This is a genomic window from Tistlia consotensis USBA 355 (genome assembly GCF_900177295.1).
Classification (GTDB): Bacteria; Pseudomonadota; Alphaproteobacteria; order Kiloniellales; family DSM-21159; genus Tistlia; species Tistlia consotensis.
The window spans coordinates 100,233-126,849 of the sequence record NZ_FWZX01000021.1 but is presented as its reverse complement, the minus strand read 5'-3'; the positions used below and the strand labels follow the sequence as shown (position 1 = coordinate 126,849).

At 71.4% G+C, this 26,617-nt stretch carries 16 protein-coding genes; 9 read left to right on the top strand and 7 right to left on the bottom strand.

What is annotated here, in order from left to right:
• The 6 genes from B9O00_RS21760 to B9O00_RS21735 all read right to left on the bottom strand — a co-directional run.
• Positions 1-1,247 (bottom strand): copper resistance system multicopper oxidase (locus B9O00_RS21760; RefSeq protein WP_200808625.1); only part of this gene is annotated, 1,247 nt, incomplete at its 3' end.
• A gap of 24 nt (positions 1,248-1,271) precedes the next feature.
• Entirely contained in the window at positions 1,272-1,823 is a 552-nt protein-coding gene (locus B9O00_RS21755; RefSeq protein WP_085124839.1) for a cupredoxin domain-containing protein, read from the bottom strand.
• 219 nt (positions 1,824-2,042) lie between these two features.
• Positions 2,043-2,495: a hypothetical protein gene (locus B9O00_RS21750; protein ID WP_085124838.1), complete on the bottom strand. Its 453-nt coding sequence runs from the start codon at positions 2,493-2,495 to the stop codon at positions 2,043-2,045.
• Positions 2,496-2,578: 83 nt separating this feature from the next.
• A complete protein-coding gene (gene eat / locus B9O00_RS21745; protein WP_085124837.1) occupies positions 2,579-4,087 on the bottom strand; it encodes an ethanolamine permease in 1,509 nt (502 codons plus the stop codon).
• 318 nt (positions 4,088-4,405) lie between these two features.
• Entirely contained in the window at positions 4,406-5,203 is a 798-nt protein-coding gene (locus B9O00_RS21740) for an SDR family NAD(P)-dependent oxidoreductase (protein ID WP_085124836.1), read from the bottom strand.
• Positions 5,204-5,602: 399 nt separating this feature from the next.
• The gene (locus tag B9O00_RS21735; protein ID WP_085124835.1) at positions 5,603-5,803 is read right to left on the bottom strand and encodes a NepR family anti-sigma factor; all 201 of its coding nucleotides are present in this window, start codon (positions 5,801-5,803) and stop codon (positions 5,603-5,605) included.
• 258 nt (positions 5,804-6,061) lie between these two features.
• Here B9O00_RS21735 and B9O00_RS21730 point away from each other — a divergent pair, with 258 nt between their 5' ends.
• From B9O00_RS21730 to B9O00_RS21720, 3 genes are all read left to right on the top strand, one after another.
• Positions 6,062-6,853 (top strand): response regulator, encoded by a 792-nt coding sequence (locus B9O00_RS21730; protein WP_085124834.1) that lies wholly within the window; start codon positions 6,062-6,064, stop codon positions 6,851-6,853.
• Between the two features lie 258 nt (positions 6,854-7,111).
• A complete protein-coding gene (locus B9O00_RS33555) occupies positions 7,112-7,939 on the top strand; it encodes a peptidoglycan-binding domain-containing protein (protein ID WP_085124833.1) in 828 nt (275 codons plus the stop codon).
• A gap of 172 nt (positions 7,940-8,111) precedes the next feature.
• Positions 8,112-9,569, top strand: a complete 1,458-nt coding sequence (locus B9O00_RS21720) for a PAS domain-containing HWE histidine kinase family protein (protein ID WP_085124832.1) — start codon at positions 8,112-8,114, stop codon at positions 9,567-9,569.
• Between the two features lie 10 nt (positions 9,570-9,579).
• Here the strand turns inward: B9O00_RS21720 and B9O00_RS21715 are convergent, their stop codons facing one another.
• Positions 9,580-12,306 (bottom strand): PAS domain S-box protein, encoded by a 2,727-nt coding sequence (locus B9O00_RS21715; RefSeq protein WP_085124831.1) that lies wholly within the window; start codon positions 12,304-12,306, stop codon positions 9,580-9,582.
• 738 nt (positions 12,307-13,044) lie between these two features.
• Here B9O00_RS21715 and B9O00_RS21705 point away from each other — a divergent pair.
• From B9O00_RS21705 to malQ, 6 genes are read left to right on the top strand one after another with little or no spacing between them, the layout of a single operon-like run.
• Positions 13,045-15,141: an alpha-1,4-glucan--maltose-1-phosphate maltosyltransferase gene (locus tag B9O00_RS21705; RefSeq protein WP_085124829.1), complete on the top strand. Its 2,097-nt coding sequence runs from the start codon at positions 13,045-13,047 to the stop codon at positions 15,139-15,141.
• A gap of 13 nt (positions 15,142-15,154) precedes the next feature.
• Positions 15,155-18,532 (top strand): maltose alpha-D-glucosyltransferase, encoded by a 3,378-nt coding sequence (treS, locus tag B9O00_RS21700; protein ID WP_085124828.1) that lies wholly within the window; start codon positions 15,155-15,157, stop codon positions 18,530-18,532.
• The gene (gene glgB, locus B9O00_RS21695; RefSeq protein ID WP_085124827.1) at positions 18,529-20,736 is read left to right on the top strand and encodes a 1,4-alpha-glucan branching protein GlgB; all 2,208 of its coding nucleotides are present in this window, start codon (positions 18,529-18,531) and stop codon (positions 20,734-20,736) included. The genes treS and glgB overlap by 4 nt, the downstream gene beginning before the upstream one ends.
• Positions 20,737-20,749: 13 nt before the next feature.
• The gene (gene glgX, locus B9O00_RS21690) at positions 20,750-22,837 is read left to right on the top strand and encodes a glycogen debranching protein GlgX (RefSeq protein ID WP_085124826.1); all 2,088 of its coding nucleotides are present in this window, start codon (positions 20,750-20,752) and stop codon (positions 22,835-22,837) included.
• The gene (gene treZ / locus B9O00_RS21685) at positions 22,834-24,675 is read left to right on the top strand and encodes a malto-oligosyltrehalose trehalohydrolase (RefSeq protein WP_085124825.1); all 1,842 of its coding nucleotides are present in this window, start codon (positions 22,834-22,836) and stop codon (positions 24,673-24,675) included. Before glgX ends, treZ begins: the two co-directional genes overlap by 4 nt.
• Positions 24,672-26,549 (top strand): 4-alpha-glucanotransferase, encoded by a 1,878-nt coding sequence (gene malQ, locus B9O00_RS21680; protein ID WP_085124824.1) that lies wholly within the window; start codon positions 24,672-24,674, stop codon positions 26,547-26,549. The genes treZ and malQ overlap by 4 nt, the downstream gene beginning before the upstream one ends.
• Positions 26,550-26,617: the final 68 nt, after the last annotated feature.

Here is a 26,617-nt window from a genome sequence, read left to right as displayed (position 1 = left end):
CCGCCGGCATCCGGTGCAGGGGACGCGGGAGCCATGCCCGGCATCTTCGAATGATCCATGCCCGCCATGGCGCCGCCGGCATCCGGTGCAGGGGACGCGGGAGCCATGCCCGGCGTCGTCGCGTGGTCCATGCCCGCCATGGCACCGTGGCCCATGCCTTCCATGCCCGGCATGCCGCCCATGTCGGCCATGGTCAGCAGCGGCGGGCTGCCCAGCGCCGGAATGGCGGCGCTCATGCCGGCGTGCGGCGCCAGGGTGCCGCGGGCGTAGCCGCTGCGGTCCATGGCGGCGGCGAAGAGCGTGTAGGCCCTGGCCGCCTCCGGCCGGACGATGACGTCGTAGGTCTCGGCGACGGCGATGCGGAACTCGTCGACCGTGACCGGCTGCACGTCGTTGCCGTCGGCCTGCACCACGGTCATCTTCAGGCTCGGGATGCGCACGTCGAAGTAGCTCATCGCCGAGGCGTTGATGAAGCGCAGGCGGATCCGCTCGCCGGGCGCGAAGAGCCCGGTCCAGTTCTGCCCCGCATCCTCGCCGTTGATCAGGAAGCGGTAGCCCTGCACGTCCGTGATGTCGGTCGGCATCATGCGCATCTCGCCCCAGGCCTTGCGGTCGGCCAGGGTCGCGCCGAGGCCCTTCTCGGAGACGTCGCGGAAGAAGTCGCCGAGCGTCCGCTGCTGCCGGTTGTAGTAGTCCGGCATCCGCTTGAGGTTGCTCAGGATCTCGCTGCCCGACTGCTCGTGGGCGTCGGACAGCAGCACGACGTAGTCGCGGTCGTAGCGGAAGGGGTCGCGGCCGGCGGGCGCGATGACGATCGAGCCGTAGGCGCCGTCCTGCTCCTGCTGGGCCGAGTGGCTGTGGAACCAGTAGGTGCCGCTCTGCACGACCGGGAAGCGGTAGGTGAAGGTCTCGCCCGGCGCGATGCCGGGATAGGACAGGCCGGGCACGCCGTCCATGCCCGTCGGCACGATCATGCCGTGCCAGTGGATCGAGGTCGGCACGTCGAGCCGGTTGGTCACCCGGATCGTGACGTCCTCGCCCTCGCGGAAATGCAGGGTCTCGCCGGGCGAGCGGCCGTTGTAGCCGATCACCGTGCGGGTCGTGCCGCCGCGCTCGACACGGACCTTCTCGACCGAGAGATCGTAGCTGCCGGCCGAAGCCTGGGCCACCGCCGAGAGCAGCAGGCCCACGGCGAGGATCGCCGGGGTCAGGCGCCGCGGCATGCGGCCGCCGTGAAGCTTTGGCATCGTTGCTCTCCTTTCCGCTCGGCCTCAGTCCTGGACGACCAGCGAGCCAGCCATGCCGGCCTCGTAGTGGCCCGGCACGTTGCAGGCGAACTCGAGCGTCCCGGCCTTGCCGAAGGTCCAGACCAGCTCCGCCGACTGACCCGGCTCGAGCAGCAGGCTGTTGGGGTCGTCGTGCGCCATGGTGCGGCCATCGCCCATGTCCATCGTCATGCGCTCTCGGTCGATGCGGTCGCCCAGGAGCACGCCGTGGGCGACCATCATCTGCATCTCCTCGCGGTGCGCGGCGTGCATCCTGGCCGTGCCGAGGCTGAACTCGTGGACCAGCGAACCGTCGTTCCTGACCAGGAAGCGGACGGTCTCGCCGGCAGCGACGCTCACCTGCTCGGGCTCGTAGTAGTTGTCGCCCATCACGATCTCGACGGTGCGGGCCACCAGATCGACACGACCGGGCTGGCCGAGCGCGGCGCTGCCGTGCCTGCCGGCATGGTCGCCGGTCGCGAGCGCCGGTCCGGCGGCGAACAGGACCGCGCCGGACAAGAGGCCGATGGAGGTGAGGGCAAGAAGACGGGTGGTCATCGCTGGATGGTCTCCTGGACAGGCTCCGCCGCCCGCCGTTCGCGGGCCGGAGCCGAGTGATCCTGTGCAGGGTGATCGACGGCGCGCGGCTCGGCCGCCCGGCAAGGCCGGAGGGCGGGCGCGCAGGGGAGCGGAGACGGCCGGAGACCGCTCAGCGCACGGCCGGGCCCGGCTCGGTCGGAACCGGGCCGGGCCGGGGCCGCGGCGGCGGGCGGCGTCTCAGGTCCGAAGACGAGGCGGTCGGTGCGGCGGGCTGATGCCGCGCCCCGAGACGGGCTCGGCGGCAGGCGGCGGGCTGTCCTCGAGCCGAAAGGGCGGGAAGCCGGCGGCCTCCTCGGCCAGCACCGCGACCGCACAGCCGACGACGCAGCAGCCGTCGCCGATCCCCTGATGGGTCGACCGCTCGCCGCCCGCACCGTGGCGATCCGGTCCCGCCGCATGGTCGTGGGCCGAGACGTCGGCTGTTTGCCCGACCGACGGCAGATCCCGGATCATGGCTGTCGCCGCACCGGCTGCCGCAGGCTGCATCCCGACCATGCCGACCGGGGCCACGGCGATCAGCGCGATCGCCAGGCAACGCAGGGCGGTCGCCAGGAACCGCCTCTTGGGTCGGAAGGATCTGCTCGGACGCATGACGGAGAAGAGATTGAGCGAAAAGCCGCGCCGCTGCAACGCGGCAGTGGCGGCCGGCAGGCGGCGCCGAAACGAAAGGCGGCGGCAGAAGCCGCCGCCTGACGCTCATCGATCGCCGCCGCTCAGTGCGAGGGCGGCGCGGCGCCCTCGCGGGCGCGCACGGCGAAGTCCTCCTCCGGGGAGTAGACCAGCGTGTTGCGGCCGTAGAGCGCGAAGTAGAGCAGCCCCGCCACGTACCAGGCGGCGCAGCCGTAGATGGCCGGACGGTAGTCCGGCGTGAGGAACAGGAAGATCAGCGTCACGAAGGCGATCACGCCGGCGACGATGGCGCCCGCGTTGCCCAGCGGGCTGACGTAGGGCCGCTCGATGTGCGGCAGCTTCATGCGCAGCAGCACGAAGGACAGCATCTGCATGACGTAGGCGATGACCGCGCCGAACACCGCCATGTTCAGCAGCGCCGCTCCGACCTGGCCGCCGAACACCGCCTCGCCGTACTGCAGGACCAGCGCGACGACATAGCCGACGACCGCGCCGATGATCAGCGCGACGTGGGGCGTCTTGCGGGTGCCGTGGGTCACGCTCATCCAGTGCGGGAAGTAGCCGGCGCGCGACAGCGAGTAGATATTGCGGCCGTAGGCGTAGATGATCGTGTGGAAGCTGGCGACCAGGCCGGCGACCGCGATCAGGGCCAGCAGGGACGCGCCCATGCCGGCGCCGAAGATCGTCTTGAAGGCCAGGAACAGAGGATCGCTGGCCTGGCCGACCTGGGCCGCGCCCGGCGCGATGCCGGCGTTGAGGAACAGGGTCAGCACGGAGGCGATGATCAGGGTCAGGATGCCCCAGAGCAGCCCCTTCGGCATGTCGCGCTTCGGATCGTGGCTCTCCTCGGCGGCCAGCGGCAGCTGCTCGATGGCCAGATAGAACCAGATCGCGAAGGGCAGCGCCTTGGCGACGCCGCCCCAGCCGAACGGCATGAAGGGGCCGCCGCCGTCGGCCAGCTCGCTGCCGTCGGCACCGATGTTGAGCGCGAAGCGGCTGAAGTCGAAGTGCGGGATCGCGCCGATCCAGAAGACCACGAGGATCGCCAGCGCGAGGAAGGTGATGAAGACCGTGAACTTGAAGGTGACCTCGACGCCGATGACGTTCAGCGCCACGAAGATCGCATAGAAGATCGCCCACCAGATCGGGTCCGACAGGTTGAAGCCCAGCATGTCGTTGGCGATCGAGCCCATGTAGCCGCCGATGCCGACGACGATCACCGCCGGCGTCAGCACGTACTCCATGTTCTCCGCAAGGCCGGTGATGAAGCCGCCCCAGGGGCCCATGGCCGAGCGCCCGAAGGAATAGGCGCCGCCGGTATGGGGCAGCGCGGGGCTCATCTCGGCCAGGGAGTAGCACATGCCGATGTACATGATCGCGATGATGATCGTGGCGATCGCCAGGCCGCCGAAGCCGCCCGCCGAGAGACCGAAGTTCCAGCCGAAGAAGTCGCCCGAGATGACCGCGCCGACGCCGAGCGCCCAGAGCGACCAGACGCGCGCATGGCGCTTCAGGCCTCTTGCCTCGAAATAGGCGCTGCCCGGATCGTGATAGGCGACGCTGCCGACCTGTCGCTTGCCGCTTTCAGCCATGGCCCCCTCCTTTGTCACCTGGACCGGATCGCATCGAACGGAAGTAACGCCCTGATTTTTTTCTGTGATTCCGGTCCGGTTCGGTTGCGAAGCCGATTCGCGGAACCGCGCCGGGACGGCACGGCTCCGATCGAGCCCCGTGAGGCCCGGGCGGCCTCTCCCGGGCCGCGGCGGGCCTGTCTGCCCACTCGAAACGACCGGTAGTACGATGGTTCGCACACCGATCAACCAAAACTCTCCGCCTCGCCGCAGAGTCCCGTCAAGCGCAGCGAACGGTACCAGAGGATGGCGGATCGGCGCGCCGCGCCGCGGACCGGGTCAGCCGGCGAGAAAGCCGCCGTCGGCCGCCAGGATATGGCCGCAGAGATAGCTGGCGCGCTCGGAGGCCAGCCAGACGATCGCCTCGGCGACCTCCTCGGGGCGGCCCATGCGGCGCAGCGGCAGGCCGGCCGCGACCGCCGACATGTCGGCGACCCTCGAGGCCAGCATCATCGGCGTGACGACCCGGCCCGGCGCCACGCCGTTGACGCGGATGCCGCGCGGCCCGGCCTCCAGGGCGGCCGAGCGGGTCAGCGAGACGACCGCCGCCTTCGAGGCCGAATAGAGCGAGAAGCCCGGGTTGGGATTGCGCAGGCCGGAGACCGAGGCGACGTTCACGATCGCCGCCCCCCGCACCATCACCCGGAGCTGCGCGCGCAGCAGCGCGAAGACCGCATGGACGTTGGTCTCGAAGACCGCGTCGTAGACGGCGTCATCCTGCTCCTCGAGCGGCGCCTTGCGCTCCTGGTGCCCCGCGTTGTTGACCGCCACGTCGAGCCGGCCGAAGCGACCCAGGGCGGTCTCGACCAGGGCCCCGGCAGCCGAGCGGTCGCGCAGGTCGGCAGCCTGGAAGAGCGCCTCGGCGGCCCCGGCCTCGCGGCAGGCGTCGACCGCCGCAGCGCCGCGCCCGGGGTCCCGGCCGGTCAGCAGCAGGCGTGCCCCGCGGGCCGCGAAGGCGAGCGCGCTGGCCCGGCCGATGCCGGAGGTGGCGCCGGTGACCAGCACGACGCGGCCCTCGAAGCGATCGCTCAGGGTCGAGGCCTCGGGCGCGCCGCGCGTCAGCTCGCTCTCGTCCATCGCTGCTCCCGTCCTCCCGCAGATCCTGCCGCCACCAGCCTGCCAGCAAACCGGCCCGGCCTATTGGCAAAAAATTCAGCTCGTACGGTCCCGTCGGGGAACCGAAGGGGGCCTGCGCGCTTTATAGCTCCGTTAGGCGAGAGATCGACCAGCCCGCTCGGCAAGCGTGCGGAGACGTCGTCTTGTCGCCTGCGCAAAGGGCACTCATCGGAAGAAAGACATTTGGCCGGCCTGTCGTCACCTCTGCTCCACCAGCCCGCCCCGAACGACTGGAGAGCGGCGGCGGCAGGAGAGGCGGGCGTCGGGCCGCCGCGTTCCGCCGGCGACGCCCCCACCGGCGACGCCCCCACCGGCGCCGCGCGCCGGTCTCCAGGGACGCCAGACCTGCGGCCCGCGGCGTCAGCGGCCGTCGTCGAGGCCGCGCTCGCGCCGCTCGAGGCGCGACAGCAGAAGCGCGACGCGGTCCGGCAGGGGCTCGTGCAGCACGCGGTCGTAGCATTCGCCGAGGCACTCGCCGATCCGCTTCAGCTCGGCCGGCGGCCGCGGCCGGGCCGAATGCGGCTGCGGGCCGCCCGGCCGGTCCTTGCCGGCCTCTGTCATGTCTGACGCACCCATGTCTGGCGCACCGCTTTTCCGCTTCGATCGCGTCATCGGGGACCGCTCGACGGCCCGAGTGGTTCATGCGCTCCAGCAACGACATAGTAGTCGGAGCGCGTTGCACGACTAATTGCCAGGACAAAATGCCGTGGGTACGGCGCAGGTTCCACCGGCACCACCCGCTGTCAAGCATTCGGACAGCCGTTGTCCGAACAGCCATGACCGAATTCCACGGGGCGTTGCAAGAAAAGGAGTTCCGCTTTGTCTCTCTCGACCCTGATTGCTCCCCAGATACCGTTCCTGAGGCGCTATGCCCGCGCGCTCAGAGGACAGCAGGAGGCAGGCGACGCCTTCGTCGTCGCCACCCTGGAGGCGCTGCTCGCCGAGCCGCAGGACTTCCCGCACGACCTCGGTCCGCGCGTCGGCCTCTACAAGGTCTTCCACCGGATCTGGGCCAGCACGCACAGCGACAGCTACGAGCCGGCGGCATCGGAGCCGGGCGGCGAGGCGAGCGCCCCGCGGCGTCTGGGGCGGTTGACGCCGCGCAGCCGCCAGGCCCTGCTGCTGACCGCCCTGGAAGGCTTCACGGTCGAGGAGGCGGCGACGATCCTCGACAGCAGCGAGGACGAGATCAACGGCCTGATCGCCGACGCGATCGTCGAGATCGAGCGGCAGGACCGCACCAAGGTGCTGATCATCGAGGACGAGCCGATCATCTCGGCCGACCTGGAGATGATCGTGAAGGGCCTGCAGCACGACGTGATCGGCGTCGCGCGCACCCGCACCGAGGCGGTCGACGCGGCGCGCAGGGAGCGGCCCGGCCTGGTGCTGGCCGACATCCAGCTGGCCGACGGCTCGTCGGGCATCGACGCCGTCACCGACATCCTCTCGAGCTTCGACGTGCCGGTGATCTTCATCACCGCCTTCCCGGAGCGCCTGCTGACCGGCGAGCGGCCCGAACCCTCGTTCCTGATCACCAAGCCCTACCAGGACGACACGGTGAAGGCCGCGATCGGCCAGGCGCTGTTCTTCCGCGAGCGGGTCGCCGGCTGAGACAGGGCCGACCGCGCGCCCGCGCGGCTCTCCAAATCCGGGCCGGGAACGACCGGCCGGAGCCTGCGCTCCGGCCGGTCTTTTTTCTTGGCCGAGCGGTGCCGGCCGCGGCGCCGGCCAGGCGGGAACTTCCCGAGCGGGCACCGCGTTTCGCAGACACAACGACATTCGGATCGGGTGGACTTGGAGGACACCGCCATCGGGGGCGACGGCGGTTGCGGGGGGACTGCATTCAGGCTCAGGTCCCGGAGGACAGAGATGACCCGCCCACTTGGCTACCTTCCCGCCGCCGCGGCGAGCTTCCTGCTGATCGCGGCCGCCTGCCACACGCCCGCCCGGGGCGCCGAGGCCGGCGCGTCCGCCGCCCGGCAGGCGCAGGCGCCGGGACCCGTGACGCTGTTCCAGCCGTCGTCGACGGAGACCCGGACGCCGGTCTACCGCACCCCGGCCCGCCAGCCGGACCGCGCCGCCGCGACCGCCGCCCTGCCCCTCGACCGCCAGGAAGCGGTGGTGCGCCGGACCCAGGCGTCGCTGGCCCAGCTCGGCTTCGATCCCGGGCCGGTCGACGGCAGGATGGGACCGCAGACGCGCAGCGCGATCCGCGCCTTCCAGCGCGCCCACGACCGGCTGTCCGACGGCGAGTTGGACCACGGCCTTCTGAGCGACCTCGCCGCCGCGCTGACCGAGGCGCGGCTGAAGCAGACCGGGAGCGACAGGCGCATCGCCGACACGGGCCCCGATGGCGCCCCGGCGGCGGCCGGAAAGAGCGGCGACGCGCCCGGCGAGCTGTACTCCGGGCGCGCCCCCCTCGCCCAGGCCGACTCGGCCGCATCCCCCCGGCAGCCCGCGGCCAGCGCGCCGGGTGGCGTCGGGCTGATCTCGTCGGCCGAGGCGGCGACTCCGTCCCCCGCCGCGCCGCTGCCGGCCACGACGCCCGCGGCGCCGACGCTGACCGCGACCCCGGCGACGACGGACGAAAACTACGACATCGGCGATGCCATCGCGGAATCCTGGACGATCATCACCGGCCTGTCGGAGACCCTGCTCGACGAGCTCGCGGACCGGGCCGCACACGCCGTCGACTGATCCGGCGGTCGGGGCGCCCCCCTTTGTTCGAGCGATCGAATGGCCACGGCTCTCGCGGACCGAGAGCCGTGGCGCTTTGCCTGTCCGGCTGCCGCGCCGGGCCGGGCGCGTTGCCGACCTCCGCCGGCCGGTGATAGGGAGGGCCCGGCGCCCATGAAGTGTGGATGCGACGATGGATAGCCTGCTGCAATACCTCTTCGGCGCGGCCGCCTTCATGCCACACGGCTCCTGCCTGCTCTGGCGGCCCGACCTGGTGGCGCTGCACGCCGGCTCCGACGCCCTGATCGCCCTCGCCTACCTGGCGATCCCCCTGGCCATCCTGTCGTTCCTGAAGCGCCGCGAGGGGCTGCGGCCGGTCGAGCGCCGGATCGCCTATCTCTTCGCGCTGTTCATCTTTCTCTGCGCGCTGACGCACCTGTCCGAGGTCGTCACCCTCTGGTTTCCGGCCTATGTCGCCCAGGGCCTGCTCAAGGCGGCGACCGCCATCGTCTCGCTCTACACCGCGATGACCGTCTGGTCGCTGGTACCGAGCTTCCTGTCGCTGCTGTCGCCGGCCGAGCTGCAGCAGGTCAACGAGGAGCTGAAGAGCGAGATCGCGGCGCACCGCGAGACCACGGAGAAGCTGCGCAAGGCCGAGACCGAGCTGAACCGGACGCTCGATGCGCGGACCCGCGAGCTGCGCGAGACGAGTCAGCGCTTCGACCTGACGCTGCGCGGCTCGGGGATCACGGTCTTCCAGCAGGACCGCGACCTGACCTACACCTGGATGTACAATCCGCCCGCGCCGCTGACGGACGAGGCCTTCATCGGGCGCAGCGACCGCGAGATGATGCTGCCCGAGGCGACGCTGGCCAGCGTCGAGCCGGCCAAGCGGGCGGTACTGGAGAGCGGCGAGACCACGGTCGTCGAGGTGCCCTTCCCGTCGGCCGAGGGCGACCGCTGGTTCAAGCTCTTCATCGAGCCGCTGCACGAGGCCGAGGCGATCACCGGCATCGCCTGCGTCGCCATCGACATCACCGAGGAGAAGGCGGTCGAGAACCAGCTGCGCATCGTGCTGCGCGAGCTGACCCACCGCACCAAGAACATCCTGATGATCGTCCAGGCGATCGCCCGCCAGACCGCGCGCAACATCGAGAGCCCGGCGGAATTCATCAAGCGCTTCTCGGCGCGGCTCAGCGCGCTCGCCGGGGCCCACGACATCCTGGTCAACCGCGCCTGGGCCGGCGCCTCGCTGGAGGAGCTGATCGACGACCAGCTCGCCTATCTGCCCGAAGGCCCGCGCGAGGCGGTCTCGATCGAGGGACCGGCCATCGAGCTCGGCGCCAACCAGGCCCAGAACCTGGCGCTGGCGATCCACGAGCTCTCGACCAACGCCACCAAGTTCGGGGCGCTGTCCAGCGAGGGCGGCACGGTCGGGATCCGCTGGCGCCTCGAGGGCGAGCCGGACGCGCCGACGCTGCTGCTGGTCTGGCAGGAATCCGGCGGCCCGCCGGTCGTCGAGCCGGAAGCCTCCGGCTTCGGGCGCCTGATGCTGGAGAAGCTGGTGCCCGACGCGATCTCGGGGCGGGCCGAGCTCGACTTCGCGCCGCAAGGCCTGCGCTGGCAGGTCCGCTTCCCGCTCGGCGGCTGACGGCGCCGCCTCACTGCTCACTGCTGCGACGTTCCTTGCCGTCGCCCCGCTCGTTCGGTCGGACCTTGGCCGGCAGGCAGCGCTCGGCCGGAAAGACGACGGTCACCTCGGTGCCGACCTTCTCCTGGCTCTCCAGGGAGATACGGCCGCGATGCAGCTCGACGAATCGCTTGGTCAGCGCGAGGCCCAGGCCGGCGCCGGCCTGGGCCTCGCGGCGGTAGGCGTCGTCGACCTGGACGAAGGCCGCGAAGGCGCGCGGGATCTGGCTGCCCGGCATGCCGACGCCGTTGTCCTTGACGATCAGCCGCGGCTCGCCCTCGAAGGTCCGGTTGACCACCACCGAGACCCGCCCGCCGGCCGGCGTGAACTTGAGGGCGTTGGACAGCAGGTTCAGCAGGATCTGCGTGACCATCCGCTCGTCGCCGCGTAGGCGGATCGAGCGGGCCTCGGCGGTCATGGTCAGGGCCAGCCGCTTCAGCTGCGCATCGCCGGCCATCAGCTTGACCCCGGATTCGGCGATCTCCACCAGGTCGATCGAGGTCTCCTCGAGGCTGATCATGCCGCTTTCGGCGCGCGACAGGTCGAGCAGGTCGTTGATCAGCGACAGCAGATGGGTGCCGCCGCGCTTGATGTCGTCGAGATAGCTCCGGTACTTGGCCGGCTCGATCGCCCCGGCGACGCCGCTCAGCATCAGGTCGGAATAGCCGATGATGGCATTGAGCGGCGTGCGCAGCTCGTGGCTCATGTTGGCCAGGAACTGCGACTTCATCTCGCTGGCCCGCTCGGCCTCCTGCTTGGCCAAGCGCAGCGCCAGCTCGTCGCGCTTGCGCTCGGTCATGTCGACGATGGCGCTCAGCACGACCGTGCCCTCGGGCGTGCCGAGCGGGTTCAGGCCGATCTCGACCGGGAACTCCGAGCCGTCCTTGCGGCGCGCATAGAGATCGCGCCCGACGCCCATCATGCGCTTGCCGGCGTCGCCCAGGAACAGCCGGCGGTCGCGCCGGTGGCCGCTGCGGAAGCGCTCCGGCAGCAGCAGCTCGACCGGCTGGCCGACCAGCTCGTCGGCGGCATAGCCGAAGATCGCCTCGGCCTCGCTGTTGACCATCAGGATCGTGCCGTCCTCGCCGGTCATCAGCATCGCCGCCGGCGAGGCCTCGACGGCGAGCCGGAAGCGGGCGTCCGCAGCCCTGCGGGCCGTGATGTCGCGGGCGATCTCGGAGGCGCCGATGATCCTGCCGTCGGCGGCACGCAACGGCGACAGGGTGAGCGAGACCTCGAGGCGCCTGCCGTCCCTGGCCTGCCGCACGGTCTCGAGGCCCGCGATCGGCTCGCCGGCCCGGAAGCGGAGCTGGATCTCCTCGAACTCCGCCATGCGGTCCTCGGGCACGACGATCGTCGCCGGCCGGCCGATGGCCTCGGCCTCGGCGAAGCCGTAGAGCGCCTCGGCGGCGCGGTTCCAGCCGGTGATCGCCCCCTGCGAGTTGGTCGTCATGATCGCGTCGTTGGCCCAGGCGAAAGCCGCGCTGAACAGACGCTCGCGCTCCAGGTGCCCTTCGAAAGCCCGCGCCAGAACGCCGATCTCGCCGGCCGCGGCGGGCAGCGGCACCGGCTCGCCTCGATCGACCGCCTTGACCGCCCGGGTGATCTGGCCGAGCGGCCGCAGAGTCCGCCAGGCGATAACGGACACCGCCAGCCCGGCGGCGAGCAGGGCGGCGAGGCCGCTGAGCGCGCTGGTGCGCAGCACCTCGAGGGCCGAATCGAGGAGCCGGTCGCGGCGCGCCGTCAGGACCACGGCGACACGATTGCCGGGCCCGAGATCCTGCGCCGCGGCGGCCACGCCGATCTCGGCGCCGTCACGGGTCTCGGCACGCGCGGTGAACTGCGGATCGACGCTGGCGAGATCGGCCAGTCCGTCGAGCGACGGCAGCTCGTCCTGGAGACGAGGGGCCGGGCCGAACTCATGGGCGAAGGACCGCGACGGGTCGGGGTGGAGCAGGAAGTCGCCCTGTCGGTCGACGACGGCGAGGCTCAGCCCGGCACTCTCGGCGGCCTCCCGCATCGCCCCGAAGACGGGCGACATGGCGACGTTGATGACGAGGATGCCGAAGGGCGTGCCGTCCTCCGCCTCGACCGGCGCCGCGACCCGCACGACCGGCGCCTTCGGCTGCTCGATCGCCCCGTGCTCGCGGTTGAGTTCGATCGGCGAGACGTAGACCTCGCCCTGCGGCACGGCCAGCGCCGCGGCGAAGTAGGGGCGGCCGCCCTTGACCTGCAGCTCGCTGCGCGGCACCTGCCGGATCGTGCCGCCGGGACCAGAACGGTCGGTGCGAACGGCTTCGTGGCCGGAGGCGTCGATCAGACGGACCTGCAGGTAGGCCGGCTTGGCCTCCAGGACGGCCCGGAAGAGCCTGCCGAGCTCGTGGCGCCCCGCCGAGGATGCGCCGCTGCCGTCGACGCCGGCGGCGAGCAGATCGAGCAGCCGCCGGGTCGCCGGCGCCTGCCGCAACAGCAGGACGTCCCCGCGCGCCTCACGGACCGTGGTGCCGAGCCGCCCGGCCAGTTCCTGGGCGTCGGTCGCCATGCGGCGCAGGCGCTCCGGATAGATCACCTGCTCCAGGTTGCGCTGCGCCGACAGGCCGGCGACCAGCACCGCGAACAGCACCAGGGCGACCATCGCCAGGACAAGCCGGGTCGAGAGGCGCAGGTCGGCGAAAGGCAAGGCGCGCGGCCTCTTCATGGTCCGGTCATCCCGACGTCCGGCCCGAGATCCGGCCCGAGATCCGGCCCGAGATCCGGCCCGAGATCCGGCCCGAGATCCGGCCCGAGATCCGGCCCGAGATCCGGCCCGAGATCCGGCGCGGTGCCGCAGGCCGGCGCGCAAGACTGCCAGGAATGGCCCGGTCCGGCCGCCCCCGGCGGCAGCGTCGCCGCGCACTGCGGGACTTCGTCAAGAGCAGAGTTGGAATTCGCTGGGCAGTCTGCCGAGCATCTCGCATCGTCCTCGGTGATTACTATGGCGGCCAGCAAGCGGCAACACAAAACGCCGCTCGCACAGCGGAAATTCGTTAATACAGATTAACGATGTCAATGACGATTGATCACATCTCCAATATAGTTAGCGATCGACACAATTGATTTACTAACTAGATTTCGTGACGCTAGTGCATTCATTCCCCTCGATTTTTCCGTCGAGGGCGAGCCGACAGCGTCGCCGGGAACGACACGGAGGCCTTTTGCGTTAGGGGCACAGAGTGTCTAGACTCCTCGGCATAGGAAATGGCGGCCGGTTGCGAAGCGGCACCGGACTCCTCGTTCGGTGGCTGCCTTTGCCGCACGACCGGCCGGACAAGAGAGCCCCCGGCTCCCTCGCGGCACGGCCGACGGCTGGACGCACCGCGAAGGCAGCAACGGAGCCGTGTCGTCGGCGGACCATCGCAAGACACCACCGGCAGGCGCTGGGAGGCGAATTGACGACGTGACGCCTAAGAAACCGAAAGCCGGAGCGGCCGAGGCGGCCCGCAAGACCCGCCGGCCGCCCGGGGCCGCTGCGCGCTCGCGCCCGCGACGGCCGGGAGCGGCGACGGCCGACCCGGCCGACGCCCGCCTCGAGGCCCTGGCCGCCGAGCGCATCGCGATCGAGGCGGTCAGCCCCGAGATCGACGGCGGGCGCTTCCCGGCGAAGGCCGTCGCCGGCGGCCACCTCGCGGTCGAGGCGGACATCTTCGGCGACGGCCACGACGCCATCGACGCCGCCCTTCTGCTCCGCCCGGCCGGCACCACGGCCTGGACCGAGGCGCCGATGGTGCTGTTCGACAACGACCGCTGGCACGGCTCGATCACGCTGCCGGAGAACCGGCTCTACGACTACAGCATCGCCGCCTGGCGCGACCTCTTCGCCAGCTGGCGCAGCGAGGTCTCGAAGAAGTACGGCGCCGGCCTCGCCATCGGCCTGGAGATCGAGGAGGGCTGCCGCCTCGTCGCCAAGGCCGCGGCCGACGGCACGCGCGGCACGGCCGAGCAGCGCAAGGCCCTGAAGCGGCTCGACAGGGAGCTGCGCGCGGGGACCGCCGAGGGCGACCGCTTCGCCCTGCTGATGGGCGACGACGCGGCGGCGCTGATGCACCAGGCAGGCCCGCGCACGAACCTGACGCGCCACAAGGTCCTGCAGGTCTTCGCCGACCGGCCGGCCGCCGCCTTCAGCGCCTGGTACGAGCTGATGCCGCGCTCGCAGTCGGGCGACGCCGGGCGCCACGGCACCTTCGACGACGTGGTCGCCCGCCTGCCCTACGTCCGCGAGCTCGGCTTCGACGTGCTCTACTTCCCGCCGATCCACCCGATCGGCCGGACCAACCGCAAGGGCCGCAACAACAGCCTGATCGCCGAGGCCGACGACCCCGGCAGCCCCTACGCGATCGGCGCGGCCGAAGGCGGCCACGACGCGATCCACCCGGAGCTCGGCAGCCTCGAGGACTTCCGGCGGCTGGTCGCGGCGGCCCGCGACCACGGCCTGGAGATCGCCCTCGACTTCGCCATCCAGTGCTCGCCCGACCATCCCTGGATCAGGCAGCATCCGGAATGGTTCGACTGGCGGCCCGACGGCACCATCAAGTTCGCCGAGAACCCGCCGAAGAAATACGAGGACATCGTCAACGTCCACTTCTACCGCGACGCCATCCCGGGGCTCTGGCACGCCCTGCGCGACGTGGTGCGCTTCTGGATCGAGCAGGGCGTCACGATCTTCCGCGTCGACAACCCGCACACCAAGCCCTTCCCCTTCTGGGAGTGGCTGATCGGCGAGATCCGGGCGCAGCATCCGGAGGCGATCTTCCTGGCCGAGGCCTTCACCCGCCCGAAGGTCATGAAGCGCCTGGCCAAGATCGGCTTCAGCCAGTCCTACTCCTACTTCACCTGGCGCAACCACAAGCAGGAGCTGGCCGAGTACCTGACCGAGCTGACCCGGGAGGACTGCCGCCACACCATGCGGCCGAACTTCTTCGTCAACACGCCGGACATCAATCCCTACTACCTGCAGCACAGCGGCCGCGCCGGCTTCCGCGTGCGCCTGGTGCTGGCCGCGACCCTGGCCGGCAACTACGGCATCTACAGCGGCTTCGAGCTCTGCGAGGCGGCCGCCGTGCCGGGCAAGGAGGAGTACCTCAACTCCGAGAAGTACGAGATCCGCGCCTGGGACTGGGACCGGCCCGGCAACGTCAAGGACGACGTGCGGCTGGTCAACGACCTGAGACGCCGCCATCCGGCGCTGCAGGACTTCACCAACATCGCCTTCTACAACGCCTGGAACGACAGCATCCTCTACTACGGCAAGCGCACGGCCGACCTGTCGAGCTTCCTGCTGTTCGCGGTCAATCTCGACCCGCACAACGCCCAGGGCGCCCACTTCGAGGTGCCGCTCTGGGAGTTCGGGCTGCCGGACGAGGCGGCGATCGAGGTCGAGGACCTGGTCACCGGCAGCCACTTCACCTGGCACGGCAAGGTCCAGCACCTGTGGCTCGACCCGCGGCAGCGCCCCTACGCGATCTGGCGGCTGATCCCGCCGGGCGCGCCGCGGTAGGAGGACCGGCGAGATGGACCATCCCCTGCCCGCAGAGACGTCGCCGGCCACGCCGCCCCGCCGCCGGAAGACGCCCGACGGCACGATCGATCGCGGCCAGACCGACTGGTACAAGGACGCGATCATCTACCAGCTGCACGTCAAGGCCTTCCAGGACTCGAACGGCGACGGCCTGGGCGACTTCGCCGGGCTGATGCAGCGCCTCGACTACGTCCAGGAGCTGGGCGTCACCGCGATCTGGCTGCTGCCCTTCTATCCCTCGCCGCTGCGCGACGACGGCTACGACATCGCCGACTACCGCTCGATCAACCCGAGCTACGGCACGATGAAGGACTTCAAGGGCTTCATCGCCGAGGCGCACCGGCGCGGCCTCAGGGTGATCACCGAGCTGGTCATCAACCACACCTCGGACCAGCACCCCTGGTTCCAGAAGGCGCGCAAGGCCAAGGCCGGATCGGCGGCGCGCAACTTCTACGTCTGGAGCGACACGGACCAGAAGTACCAGGGCACGCGGATCATCTTCCTCGACACCGAGAAGTCGAACTGGACCTGGGACCCCGAGGCCGAGGCCTTCTTCTGGCACCGCTTCTATTCGCACCAGCCCGACCTCAACTTCGACAACCCGCGGGTCATGAAGGAGGTCCTGAAGGTCATGCACATGTGGCTCGACATGGGGGTCGACGGCCTCCGGCTCGACGCCATCCCCTACCTGGTCGAGCGCGAGGGCACCAACAACGAGAACCTGCCCGAGACCCACGAGGTGCTGAAGCAGGTCCGTGCCAGCCTGGACGAGAAGTACAGCGACCGCATGCTGCTCGCCGAGGCCAACCAGTGGCCCGAGGACACCCGCCCCTACTTCGGCGAGGGCGACGAGTGCCACATGGGCTTCCACTTCCCGCTGATGCCGCGGATGTACATGGCGCTGGCCCAGGAGGACCGGCATCCGGTCACCGACATCATCCGGCAGACTCCGGAGATCCCGGAGCCCTGCCAGTGGGCGATCTTCCTGAGGAACCACGACGAGCTGACGCTGGAGATGGTCACCGAGGAGGAGCGCGACTACCTCTGGCGGACCTATGCCGCCGACACCCGCGCCCGCATCAACCTCGGCATCCGCCGGCGCCTGGCGCCGCTGATGCAGAACGACCGGCGCAAGATCGAGCTGATGAACGCGCTGCTGCTGTCGATGCCCGGCACGCCGATCCTCTACTACGGCGACGAGCTCGGCATGGGCGACAACTACTTCCTCGGCGACCGCGACGGCGTGCGCACGCCGATGCAGTGGTCGACCGACCGCAACGCCGGCTTCTCCCGAGCCAACCCGCAGCAGCTCTACCTGCCGCCGATCATGGACCCGGTCTACGGCTACCAGGCGATCAACGTCGAGGCGCAGCGCGCCGACCCCTCGTCGCTGCTCAACTGGACCCGGCGCATGGTCTCGGTCCGGAAGCAGCACGGCGCCTTCGGCCGCGGCACGATCGGCTTCCTCTACCCGCACAACCGCAAGATCCTGGCCTACGTCCGGGAGTGCCGGGGCGAGTCGGGGGACGAGGCGATCCTCTGCGTCGCCAACCTGGCGCGCTCGGCCCAGGCGGTGGAGCTCGACCTGTCGCGCTTCCGCGGCGCCGTGCCGGTCGAGCTGACCGGCGGCTCGCCGTTCCCGCCGGTCGGCGACCTGCCCTACCTGCTGACCCTGCCGGCCTACGGCTTCTACTGGTTCCTGCTGGCCGACGAGGCCGAGATGCCGCACTGGCACCAGCCGATGCCGGAGCCGCTGCCCGAGTTCATCACCGTGACCAGCCGCGACGGCAGGGTCTCCAGCGTGCTGACCGGCCGCGAGAAGCGCCAGCTGGAGAGCGAGACCCTGCCGTCGTTCCTGCCGCTGCAGCGCTGGTTCGCGGCCAAGGACGAGCGCATCGCCAGCGTGTCCCTGACTCCGCTCGGCAGCCTCGACAATCCCGACCACCTGCTGGCCACCGCCGAGGTCGTCCTGAAGGGCGCCGAAAGCGACGCGCCGCAGCGCTACTTCCTGCCGCTCGCCGCGCGCTGGGGCGAGGAGAACCTGCGGGCCGGCGCGCCCAAGCTCAGCTACACCCTGGCCAAGATCCGCAAGGGCCCGCGGGTCGGCGCCCTGATCGACGGCGCCCACGACGAGGCCTTCGCCGAGGAGCTGCTGCGCGCCATGCAGGCCGGCCGGCGCAACGAGGCCGACGGACACGTCCTGCGCTGCAGCGGCAGCGAGCGCCTGGCGGCGATCGAGGACTTCGGCGCGCCGCGCCCGCTCGGCGTCGAGCAGAGCAACATCTCGATCGTGTTCAGCGACAAGGCGATCATGAAGCTCTACCGGCGCCTGCGCGCCGGCGAGCAGCCCGACGTCGAGGTCGCCCGCTTCCTGACCGAGACCGCCGGCTATCCGAACACCCCGGCCCTGCTCGGCTCGATCGACGTGGTCGAGGGCGAGGGCGAGCCGACCACCCTGGTCGCGGCCTTCGCCTTCGTGCCCAACCAGGGCGATGCCTGGGGCGTCGTCGCCGCCGCCCTCGAGCGCGACCTGGAGGAGCAGGCCCTGCGCCAGCCCGATGCCGAGACACCGGCCGAGCCCGAGGGCTTCGACTTCCCGCTCGAGCTGGGTCCGCTGCTCGGCAGGCGCACGGCGGAGCTGCACAGGGCCCTCGCCGCCCCGACCGACGACCCGGCCTTCGCCTGCGAGCCGCTGACCCGCGCCGACCTCAAGCGCTGGTCCAGGGAGGCCCAGGCCGAGGCCAGGGCGATGCTGTCGAAGCTGCAGGGCGCGCGCGACCGGCTGCCGGAGGCCGCCCAGGCCGAGGTCCGGCGCCTGCTCGAGCTGAAGGGCCGCCTGACCCATCGCCTGAAGGCCGTCGCCGAGCTGGCGCCGTCGGGCGCCCGCTCGCGGATCCACGGCGACTATCATCTCGGCCAGATCCTGGTCGCCCAGAACGACCTCGTGGTCATCGACTTCGAGGGCGAGCCGGGGCGCAGCCTCTCGGAGCGACGGCTCAAGTCGTCGCCGCTGCGCGACCTCGCCGGGCTGCTGCGCTCGCTCGACTACGCGGCGGCGACCGCGGCGAGCCGCTACAGCCAGCGGCTCGGCATCGACCAGGAGGCGGTCGCGCGGCGCGCCCGCCTGTGGCGCGACCGCACGACGTCGGCAGTGCTGGCCAGCTACCGCGAGACGATCGCCGGCGCGCCGACCTGGCCCGAGGACCCGGCCCTGGGCGAGGGGCTGCTCGAGCTGTTCCTGCTGCAGAAAGCGGTCTACGAGATCGGCTACGAGCTGGCCAACCGGCCGGCCTGGCTCAGCGTGCCGCTCGCCGGCCTGATCGACCTCCTCGAACGTCACGACCACCTGGAAAGCCACGGGACGCCATGAACAGCGAGACTGCCTTGCCCAGGGATCACAGCGCGGTCGAGGCGATCGTCCGCGGCCGCCATGGCGACCCCTTCTCGGTGCTCGGCATGCACGGCGGCGACGGCGCGCCGCTGACCGTCTCGGTCTTCGCGCCGCCGGCCGCCGAGGTCGCGGTGCTCGACGCCAAGACCGGCAAGGTGGCCGCGCGGCTGGAGCGCGTCCATCCGGAAGGCTTCTTCGCCGGCCCGGTGCCGCGCCGCAAGAAGCGCTTCGCCTATCGCCTGGAGATGACGGCCGGCGAGCGCAGCTGGCAGGCCGAGGATCCCTACCGCTTCCCCCCGGTGCTCGGCGAGCTCGACGTCCACCTGCTGGCCGAGGGCCGGCACCGCCGGCTGTTCGAGCGGCTCGGCGCCCATCCGCTCACGCTGGACGGCGTCGCGGGCGTGGCCTTCGCGGTCTGGGCGCCGAACGCCCAGCGGGTCAGCGTGGTCGGCGAGTTCAACGCCTGGGACGGCCGGCGCCATCCGATGCGCCGGCGCCACGAAGCCGGCGTCTGGGAGCTCTTCGTGCCGGGCCTGGAGCGCGGCGCGCTCTACAAGTACGAGATCGTCGGTCCCCGGGGCGAGCAGCTGCCGCTCAAGTCGGACCCGCTGTCGTTCCGCCAGGAGGCGCCGCCCCGGACCGCCTCGCTGGTCGAGGGGCTGCCGGCACGCGACTGGCGGGACGCCGACTGGATGGAGGGCCGGCAGGCGCGCCAGGCGCTGGCGGCGCCGATCTCGATCTACGAGGTGCATCTCGGCTCCTGGCGGCGTGGCGACGGCGATTCCCTGCTCGACTACGACACGATCGGCGACCTGCTGATTCCCTATGCCCGGGACATGGGCTTCACGCACCTCGAGTTCCTGCCGGTCAGCGAGCATCCCTTCGCCGGGTCCTGGGGCTACCAGCCGATCGGGCTGTTCGCGCCGACCGCGCGCTTCGGCCCGCCCGAGGGCTTCGCGCGCCTGGTCGAGCGCTGCCACGAGGCCGGGCTCGGCGTCATCGTCGACTGGGTGCCGGCGCACTTCCCGAGCGACGTGCACGGCCTCGCGCGCTTCGACGGCACCGCGCTCTACGAGCACGAGGACCCGCGGCTCGGCTTCCATCAGGACTGGAACACGCTGATCTACAACTTCGGCCGCCGCGAGGTCGCCAACTTCCTGCAGGCCAACGCCCTGTTCTGGCTGGAGCGCTTCCACGTCGACGCGCTCAGGGTCGACGCCGTCGCCTCGATGCTCTACCTCGACTACAGCCGCAAGCCCGGCGAGTGGCTGCCGAACGCGCACGGCGGCAACGAGAACCTGGAGGCGATCGCCTTCCTGCGCGAGACCAACACCCGGGTCTACGCCGACAATCCCGGCGCCGTCACCATCGCCGAGGAGTCGACCGCCTGGCCCCAGGTCAGCCGGCCGGTCTACAGCGGCGGCCTGGGCTTCGGCTACAAGTGGAACATGGGCTGGATGCACGACAGCCTGGACTACATCAGCCGCGACCCGATCTACCGCCGCCATCACCACGACCGCGTGACCTTCGGCCTGCACTACGCCTTCTCGGAGAACTTCATCCTGCCGCTCAGTCACGACGAGGTGGTGCACGGCAAGGGCTCGCTGCTCGGCAAGATGCCCGGCGACCGCTGGCAGAAGTTCGCCAACCTGCGCGCCTACTTCGCCTTCATGTGGACCCATCCGGGCAAGAAGCTGCTGTTCATGGGGGGCGAGTTCGGCCAGGAGCGCGAGTGGAGCCACGACCGCTCGCTCGACTGGCACCTCTGCGACGATCCCGCCCACGCCGGCCTGCAGCACCTGGTGCGCGACCTCAACCGGCTCTACCGCGGCAACCCGGCGCTGCACGAGCGGGACTGCGCGCCGGACGGCTTCGAGTGGATCGACGCCAGCGACGCCGACAGCAGCGTCTTCGTCTACCAGCGCAACGGCGCGGACGGCGGCGATCCCGTCGTCGTGGTCTGCAACTTCACGCCCCTGGTGCGCCACGGCTACCGCGTCGGCGTGCCGAGGGGCGGCAGCTGGGACGAGATCTTCAACAGCGATGCCGAGCTCTACGGCGGCTCCAACGTCGGCAACGGCGGCCGGGCCGACGCGTCCGGCGAGGGCTGGCACGGCCGGCCCGCCTCGCTCGACCTGACCCTGCCGCCGCTCGGCGTACTGGTCCTGCGCCCCTCTTCCTAGGACGACAGAACGAATGACGATGAAGCTGGAGGCGGGGTCGCCCTTTCCGCTCGGTGCCACCTGGGACGGCTCGGGCGTCAACTTCGCGCTGTTCTCGGCCAACGCCACCAAGGTCGAGCTCTGCCTGTTCGACCGCAACGGCCGCCGTGAGACCGACCGCATCGCCCTGCCCGAGTTCACCCATGAGGTCTGGCACGGCTACCTGCCCCAGGTGCGCCCCGGCCAGCTCTACGGCTACCGGGTGCACGGGCCGCACGACCCCAGGAACGGCCACCGCTTCAACCACAACAAGCTGCTGATCGACCCCTACGCCCTGGCGCTGCACGGCGAGATCCGCTGGCACGACGCGCTGTTCGGCTACCGGGTCGGCCACGCCCGCGGCGACCTGTCGTTCGACCGGCGCGATTCGGCCTTCGTCATGCCGAAGTGCGTGGTCATCGATCCGGCGGCGACCTGGGGCGCGGACCGGCCGCCGAAGGTGCCCTGGGCCGAGACGATCATCTACGAGGCCCACGTCAGGGGCATGACGGCGCGCCATCCGGACCTGCCGCCGCAGCTGCGCGGCACCTTCGCGGGCCTCGCGCAGCCGCAGGTGATCGAGCACCTGGTCAAGCTCGGCGTCACCGCGGTCGAGCTGATGCCCTCGCAGGCCTTCTTCGACGACCGCTACCTGGTGGAGAAGGGCCTCGCCAACTACTGGGGCTACAACACGATCGGCTTCTTCGCGCCGGCCAGCCGCTACATCTCGCGCGGCGGCGACGTCCACGAGTTCAAGCTGCTGGTCCGCCGGCTGCACGAAGCCGGCATCGAGGTGCTGCTCGACGTCGTCTACAACCACACCGCCGAGGGCAACGAGCTGGGCCCGACGCTGTCGTTCCGGGGCATCGACAACGCCAGCTACTACCTGCTGGGCGACGATCCGCAGCACTACTTCGACACGACCGGCTGCGGCAACACCGTGAACCTGCGCCACCCGCGGGTGCTGCAGCTGGTCATGGACTCGCTGCGCTACTGGGTGCGCGAGTGCCATGTCGACGGCTTCCGCTTCGACCTCGCGAGCTCGCTCGGCCGCGACCGCGACGTCTTCGAGCTGAGCGCGGTGTTCTTCGACGCGGTCCGCCAGGACCCCGTGCTGTCGCGGGTCAAGCTGATCGCCGAGCCCTGGGACACCGGGCCCGACGGCTACCAGCTCGGCAACTTCCCGCCCGGCTGGGCCGAGTGGAACGACCGCTACCGCGACGGCCTGCGCAGCTTCTGGCGCGGCGATCCCGGCACCCTGCCCGGCCTCGCCAAGAGCCTGCTCGGCTCGGCCGAGCTGTTCGAGCGGCGCGGCCGCCGGCCCTGGGCCAGCATCAACTTCGCGACGGCCCACGACGGCTTCACCCTGGCCGACCTGCTGTCCTACGACCGCAAGCACAACGAGCCGAACCAGGAAGGCAACAACGACGGCCACAACCACAATGTGAGCTGGAACTGCGGCGTCGAGGGGCCGAGCGACGATCCCAAGGTGCTCGCCCTGCGCGACCGGCTGCGCCGCGCCATCGTGACCACGCTGCTGATCTCCCAGGGTACGCCGATGCTGCTGATGGGCGACGAGGTCGGCCGCAGCCAGGCCGGCAACAACAACGCCTACTGCCAGGACAACGAGTCGACCTGGCTGGCCTGGGAGGAATTCGACCCGCGCGACGCCGCCTTCCTGGAGTTCGTCAGGCAGGTCGTCGCGGTGCGCCGGGCGACGCTGCCGCTCCGCCAGAGCCACTTCCTGCACGGACGGCCGGTCGGGAGCGGCGAGGTCCGCGACGTGCTGTGGCTGCGCCACGACTCCCACGACATGACGCCGGGCGACTGGGAGGATCCGGAGGCGCGCTCGGTCGGGCTGCTGCTCTGCGGCGCCGCCGGCGAGCGGCACCTGATCCTGCTCAACGCCCACCCCGAGCCGCTGCCCTTCGTGCTGCCGGCCAGCGCGACCGCGGCGCGCTGGCGGCTGCTGGTCGACAGCGCCGTCGGGCAGGTCCGGCCCGAGCGCGAGCCCTTCCATCCGCGCGAGACCGTCGAGCTGCCGGGCCGCGCCGTCCTGGTGCTCGAAGGCGAGGTGACGTGAGCGACTGCCCGGCCTCCGCCAGGACCTGGGGCGCCGAGCCGCTCGGCGACGGCACCACGCGCTTCCGGCTCTGGGCGCCGGCCCAGGCGCGGGTCTGGCTGCATGGCGGCGGCCGGGACCGGCCGATGAGGCGCAGCGACGACGGCTGGTTCGAGCTGGCCACCGACGCGGTCGCGCCCGGCGACGGCTACGGCTTCCGCCTGCAGGACGGCCTGGTCGTCCCCGATCCCGCCGCGCGCGCGCAGCTCGGCGACGTCCACGGGCTGTCGCGGCTCGCCGATCCCGGCGCCTGGCGCTGGCGCACGACCGGCTGGCACGGCCGGCCCTGGGAGGAGGCGGTGATCTACGAGCTGCATGTCGGCACCTTCAGCGGGTCCGGGACCTTCGCCGGCGTCGCCGAGCGGCTCGACCACCTGGCCGGCCTCGGCGTCACGGCGATCGAGCTGATGCCGGTCGCCCAGTTCGCCGGCCGGCGCGGCTGGGGCTACGACGGCGTGCTGCTCTATGCGCCGCACGAGGCCTACGGCGGGCCCGAAGGCCTCAAGGCCCTGGTCGACGCGGCCCACGCCCGCGGCCTGATGGTCCTGCTCGACGTCGTCTACAACCACTTCGGCCCGGACGGGAACTACCTGCACCTCTACGCCCCCGAGTTCTTCCATGCCGGCCGGCAGACGCCCTGGGGCAGCGCCATCGCCTACGAGAAGCCGCCGGTGCGGCGGTTCTTCTGCGAGAACGTGCTGTACTGGCTGGAGGAGTACCGCCTCGACGGCCTGCGCTTCGACGCCATCGACCAGATCCACGACCCCTCGCCGGAGCCGATCCTGGAGGAGATGGCGCGGCTGGTGCGCGAACGCATCCGCGACCGGCATGTCCACCTGACCAGCGAGGACAGCAGCAACGAGATCCGTCTGCACCGCCGTGACGCCGAGGGCGGCACCCCGCTGTTCACCGCCGAGTGGAACGACGACTTCCACAACGCGGTCCATGCCGCGGTGACCGGCGAGAGCGAGGGCTACTACCGCGACTTCGCCGCCGACCACTGGGCGAAGCTGGCACGCAGCCTCGCCGAGGGCTTCGTCTACCAGGGCGAGCTCTCGGAGCACTTCGGCGACCGGCCGCGCGGCGAGCCCAGCGCCGGCCTGCCGCCGGTCGCCTTCGTCGACTTCCTGCAGAACCACGACCAGGTCGGCAACCGCGCCTTCGGCGAGCGGCTGAGCGACCTGATCGACCGGCCGATGCTCGAGCTGCTGACCGCGCTGCTGCTGCTCGGCCCCTCGATCCCGCTGCTCTTCATGGGCGAGGAATGGGCCGAGCGGCGGCCCTTCTGCTTCTTCACCGACTTCCGCGGAGAGCTGGCCGAGGCCGTGCGAGAGGGCCGGCGCCTCGAGTTCCGCGCCTGGTCGGCCTTCGCCGACGAGGCCAGCCGGCAGCACATCCCGGACCCCAACGATCCGACGACCTTCGCCGCCTCGACCCTCGACTGGCAGCGCTTGGACGATCCCGACGGGCGGCGGCAGCTCGGCCTCGTGCGCCGGCTGCTGGAGATCCGGCACCGCGAGGTCGTGCCCCGCCTGGCCGGCCTCGGCGGCCACTGCGGCCGCATCCGGGCGCAGCACGACGGCGTCGTCGCCGTCACCTGGACGCTGACCGACGGCAGCCGGCTGCAGATCGACGCCAACCTGGAGCGCGAGGAGCGCCCCGCCGAGCCGCCGCCCCCCGGGCGGCTGCTCTTCGAGCTGGCGGAGGGAGCGGCGGACGGCCTGGCGGAGGGCCGCCTGCCGCCCTGCTCGATCGTCGTCTCGCTGGACCGGAGCCCTGCGGAGGCGAGCGGCCGATGAGCGAGCTGCTCGACCGGCTCTGCGAGCGCCACGGTATCACCCTCGCCTACCACGACCAGCTCGGCTACCTCAGGGTCGCCTCCGAGGAGGTCAAGCGCGCCCTGCTCGAGGCGATCGGCGTGCCGGCCGACGACGAGGCGGCGCTCCGCCAGGCGCTCGCCGAGGCGCCGGAGCTGCCGGAGGCCAGGGTCGCGGTCGGCGCGGACCGGCGCTGCTTCCTGCCCGGCTGCCTGGAGCACGGCCGGGTCTGGGGCGTCGCGCTGCAGCTCTACCAGCTGCGCTCGGCGCGCGACTGGGGCATCGGCGACTTCGAGGACCTGGCGCGGGCCGCGGAGCTGGCCGGCGCCTGCGGCGCCGACTTCCTGGGCGTCAATCCGCTGCACGCCCTGCTGCTCGCCGATCCGGCGCGCTGCAGCCCCTTCTATCCCTCGAGCCGGCGCTTCCTCAACCCGCTCTACATCGCCGTCGACCGGGTGCCGGGCTACGATCCGGTCCTGGTCGACCAGGCCGAGCTCGAGCGGCTGCGGGCCTGCAGCCTGGTCGACTACCCGGGGGTCGCGCGCCTCAAGGTGGCCGTGCTGCGCCGACTCTGGCCGCGCTGGCGCGAGACGGCCGCCGAGGGCGGCACCGACGGCCGCGCGGCCTTCGACGCCTTCCGCGCGACCCGCGGCACGCCGCTGGCGCGCCAGGCGCTGTTCGAGGCGCTGTCGCAGCATTTCGCCGCCGAAGGCCAGGGCGCCGGCTGGCAGGGCTGGCCCGAGGAATTCCGTTCGCCGGACAGCGCGGCCGTGCTGGCCTTCGAGGCCGAGCGGCGCGACGAGCTGGCCTTCCAGGCCTGGCTGCAGTGGCTCGCCGACCGGCAGCTCGAGGCGGCGCAGCGGCGCGGTCGGGCCGCCGGCCTGCGCATCGGCCTCTATCTCGACCTCGCCGTCGGGGACGCGCCGGACGGCGCCGCCACCTGGTCGGACCAGGCCCTGATGGTGACCGGCGCCCGGGTCGGCGCGCCACCCGATTCCTTCAACATCGCCGGCCAGGACTGGGGCCTCTCGCCGCTGTCGCCGGCGGTGCTCCGGCAGCGCGCGCTGGCCCCCTACCGGGCCCTGCTGGAGGACGTCATGCGCCATGCCGGGGCGCTGCGCCTGGACCATGCCATGGGCCTGCGCCAGCTCTTCTTCATCCCCTCCGGCCACCCGGCGACCGAGGGCACCTACCTGCGCTATCCGATGGGCGAGATGCTGGAGGCGCTGGCCGAGGCCAGCCGGCACTGCCGCAGCCTGGTCATCGGCGAGGACCTGGGCACCGTGCCCGAGGGCTTCCGCGAGATCATGGCCGCGGCCGAGATCCAGTCCTACCGCCTGCTCTACTTCGAGCGGCTCGACCACGGCCTGAAGCCGCCGGGCGACTATCCCCGCCAGGCGCTGGCCTGCCTCTCGACCCACGACCTGCCGCCGCTGATCGGCTGGTGGCAGGGCGACGACGTCGCCCTGCAGCGCGAGCTCGGCTTCATGGACGGGCCGATGGCCGAGGCCGAACTCGGGCGCCGCGCCGAAGACCAGCGCCGCCTGCTCGCCGACCTCGTCGTCGAGGGCCTGCTGGAGACCGGGCAGGTCCCGGCGGACGGCAGGCTGTCGGGCAGCGCCGCCGAAGCCCTGTCGGCCGCGGTGCACCGCCACCTGGCGCGCGCGCCCTCGCGGCTCTTCGCGGTGCGTCTCGAGGACCTCGCCGGGGAGCGCCAGGCGGTCAACGTGCCGGGCACGGTCGAGGAGCACCCGAACTGGCGCCGCCGGCTCGGCCTGACCCTGGAAGAGCTGCCGCAGAGCCGTCTTTTCCAGGCCGTCGTCCGGGGCGTGGCCGGCGAGCGACCGAGGCAGTGAAGCAGAACACACCTTGATCGGACAGCGCTCCGAGACCAAATTCTGGATAGATTTTCTAGACAGATTGT

Bases quoted from the DNA above. Each gene is read 5' to 3' on its own strand.
- B9O00_RS21755 (WP_085124839.1), bottom strand. From the start codon at position 1,823: ATGACCACCCGTCTTCTTGCCCTCACCTCCATCGGCCTCTTGTCCGGC.
- eat (WP_085124837.1), bottom strand. From the start codon at position 4,087: ATGGCTGAAAGCGGCAAGCGACAGGTCGGCAGCGTCGCCTATCACGAT.
- B9O00_RS21740 (WP_085124836.1), bottom strand. From the start codon at position 5,203: ATGGACGAGAGCGAGCTGACGCGCGGCGCGCCCGAGGCCTCGACCCTG.
- B9O00_RS21735 (WP_085124835.1), bottom strand. From the start codon at position 5,803: ATGACAGAGGCCGGCAAGGACCGGCCGGGCGGCCCGCAGCCGCATTCG.
- B9O00_RS33555 (WP_085124833.1), top strand. From the start codon at position 7,112: ATGACCCGCCCACTTGGCTACCTTCCCGCCGCCGCGGCGAGCTTCCTG.
- B9O00_RS21720 (WP_085124832.1), top strand. From the start codon at position 8,112: ATGGATAGCCTGCTGCAATACCTCTTCGGCGCGGCCGCCTTCATGCCA.
- B9O00_RS21715 (WP_085124831.1), bottom strand. From the start codon at position 12,306: ATGAAGAGGCCGCGCGCCTTGCCTTTCGCCGACCTGCGCCTCTCGACC.
- treS (WP_085124828.1), top strand. From the start codon at position 15,155: ATGGACCATCCCCTGCCCGCAGAGACGTCGCCGGCCACGCCGCCCCGC.
- glgB (WP_085124827.1), top strand. From the start codon at position 18,529: ATGAACAGCGAGACTGCCTTGCCCAGGGATCACAGCGCGGTCGAGGCG.
- glgX (WP_085124826.1), top strand. From the start codon at position 20,750: ATGACGATGAAGCTGGAGGCGGGGTCGCCCTTTCCGCTCGGTGCCACC.
- malQ (WP_085124824.1), top strand. From the start codon at position 24,672: ATGAGCGAGCTGCTCGACCGGCTCTGCGAGCGCCACGGTATCACCCTC.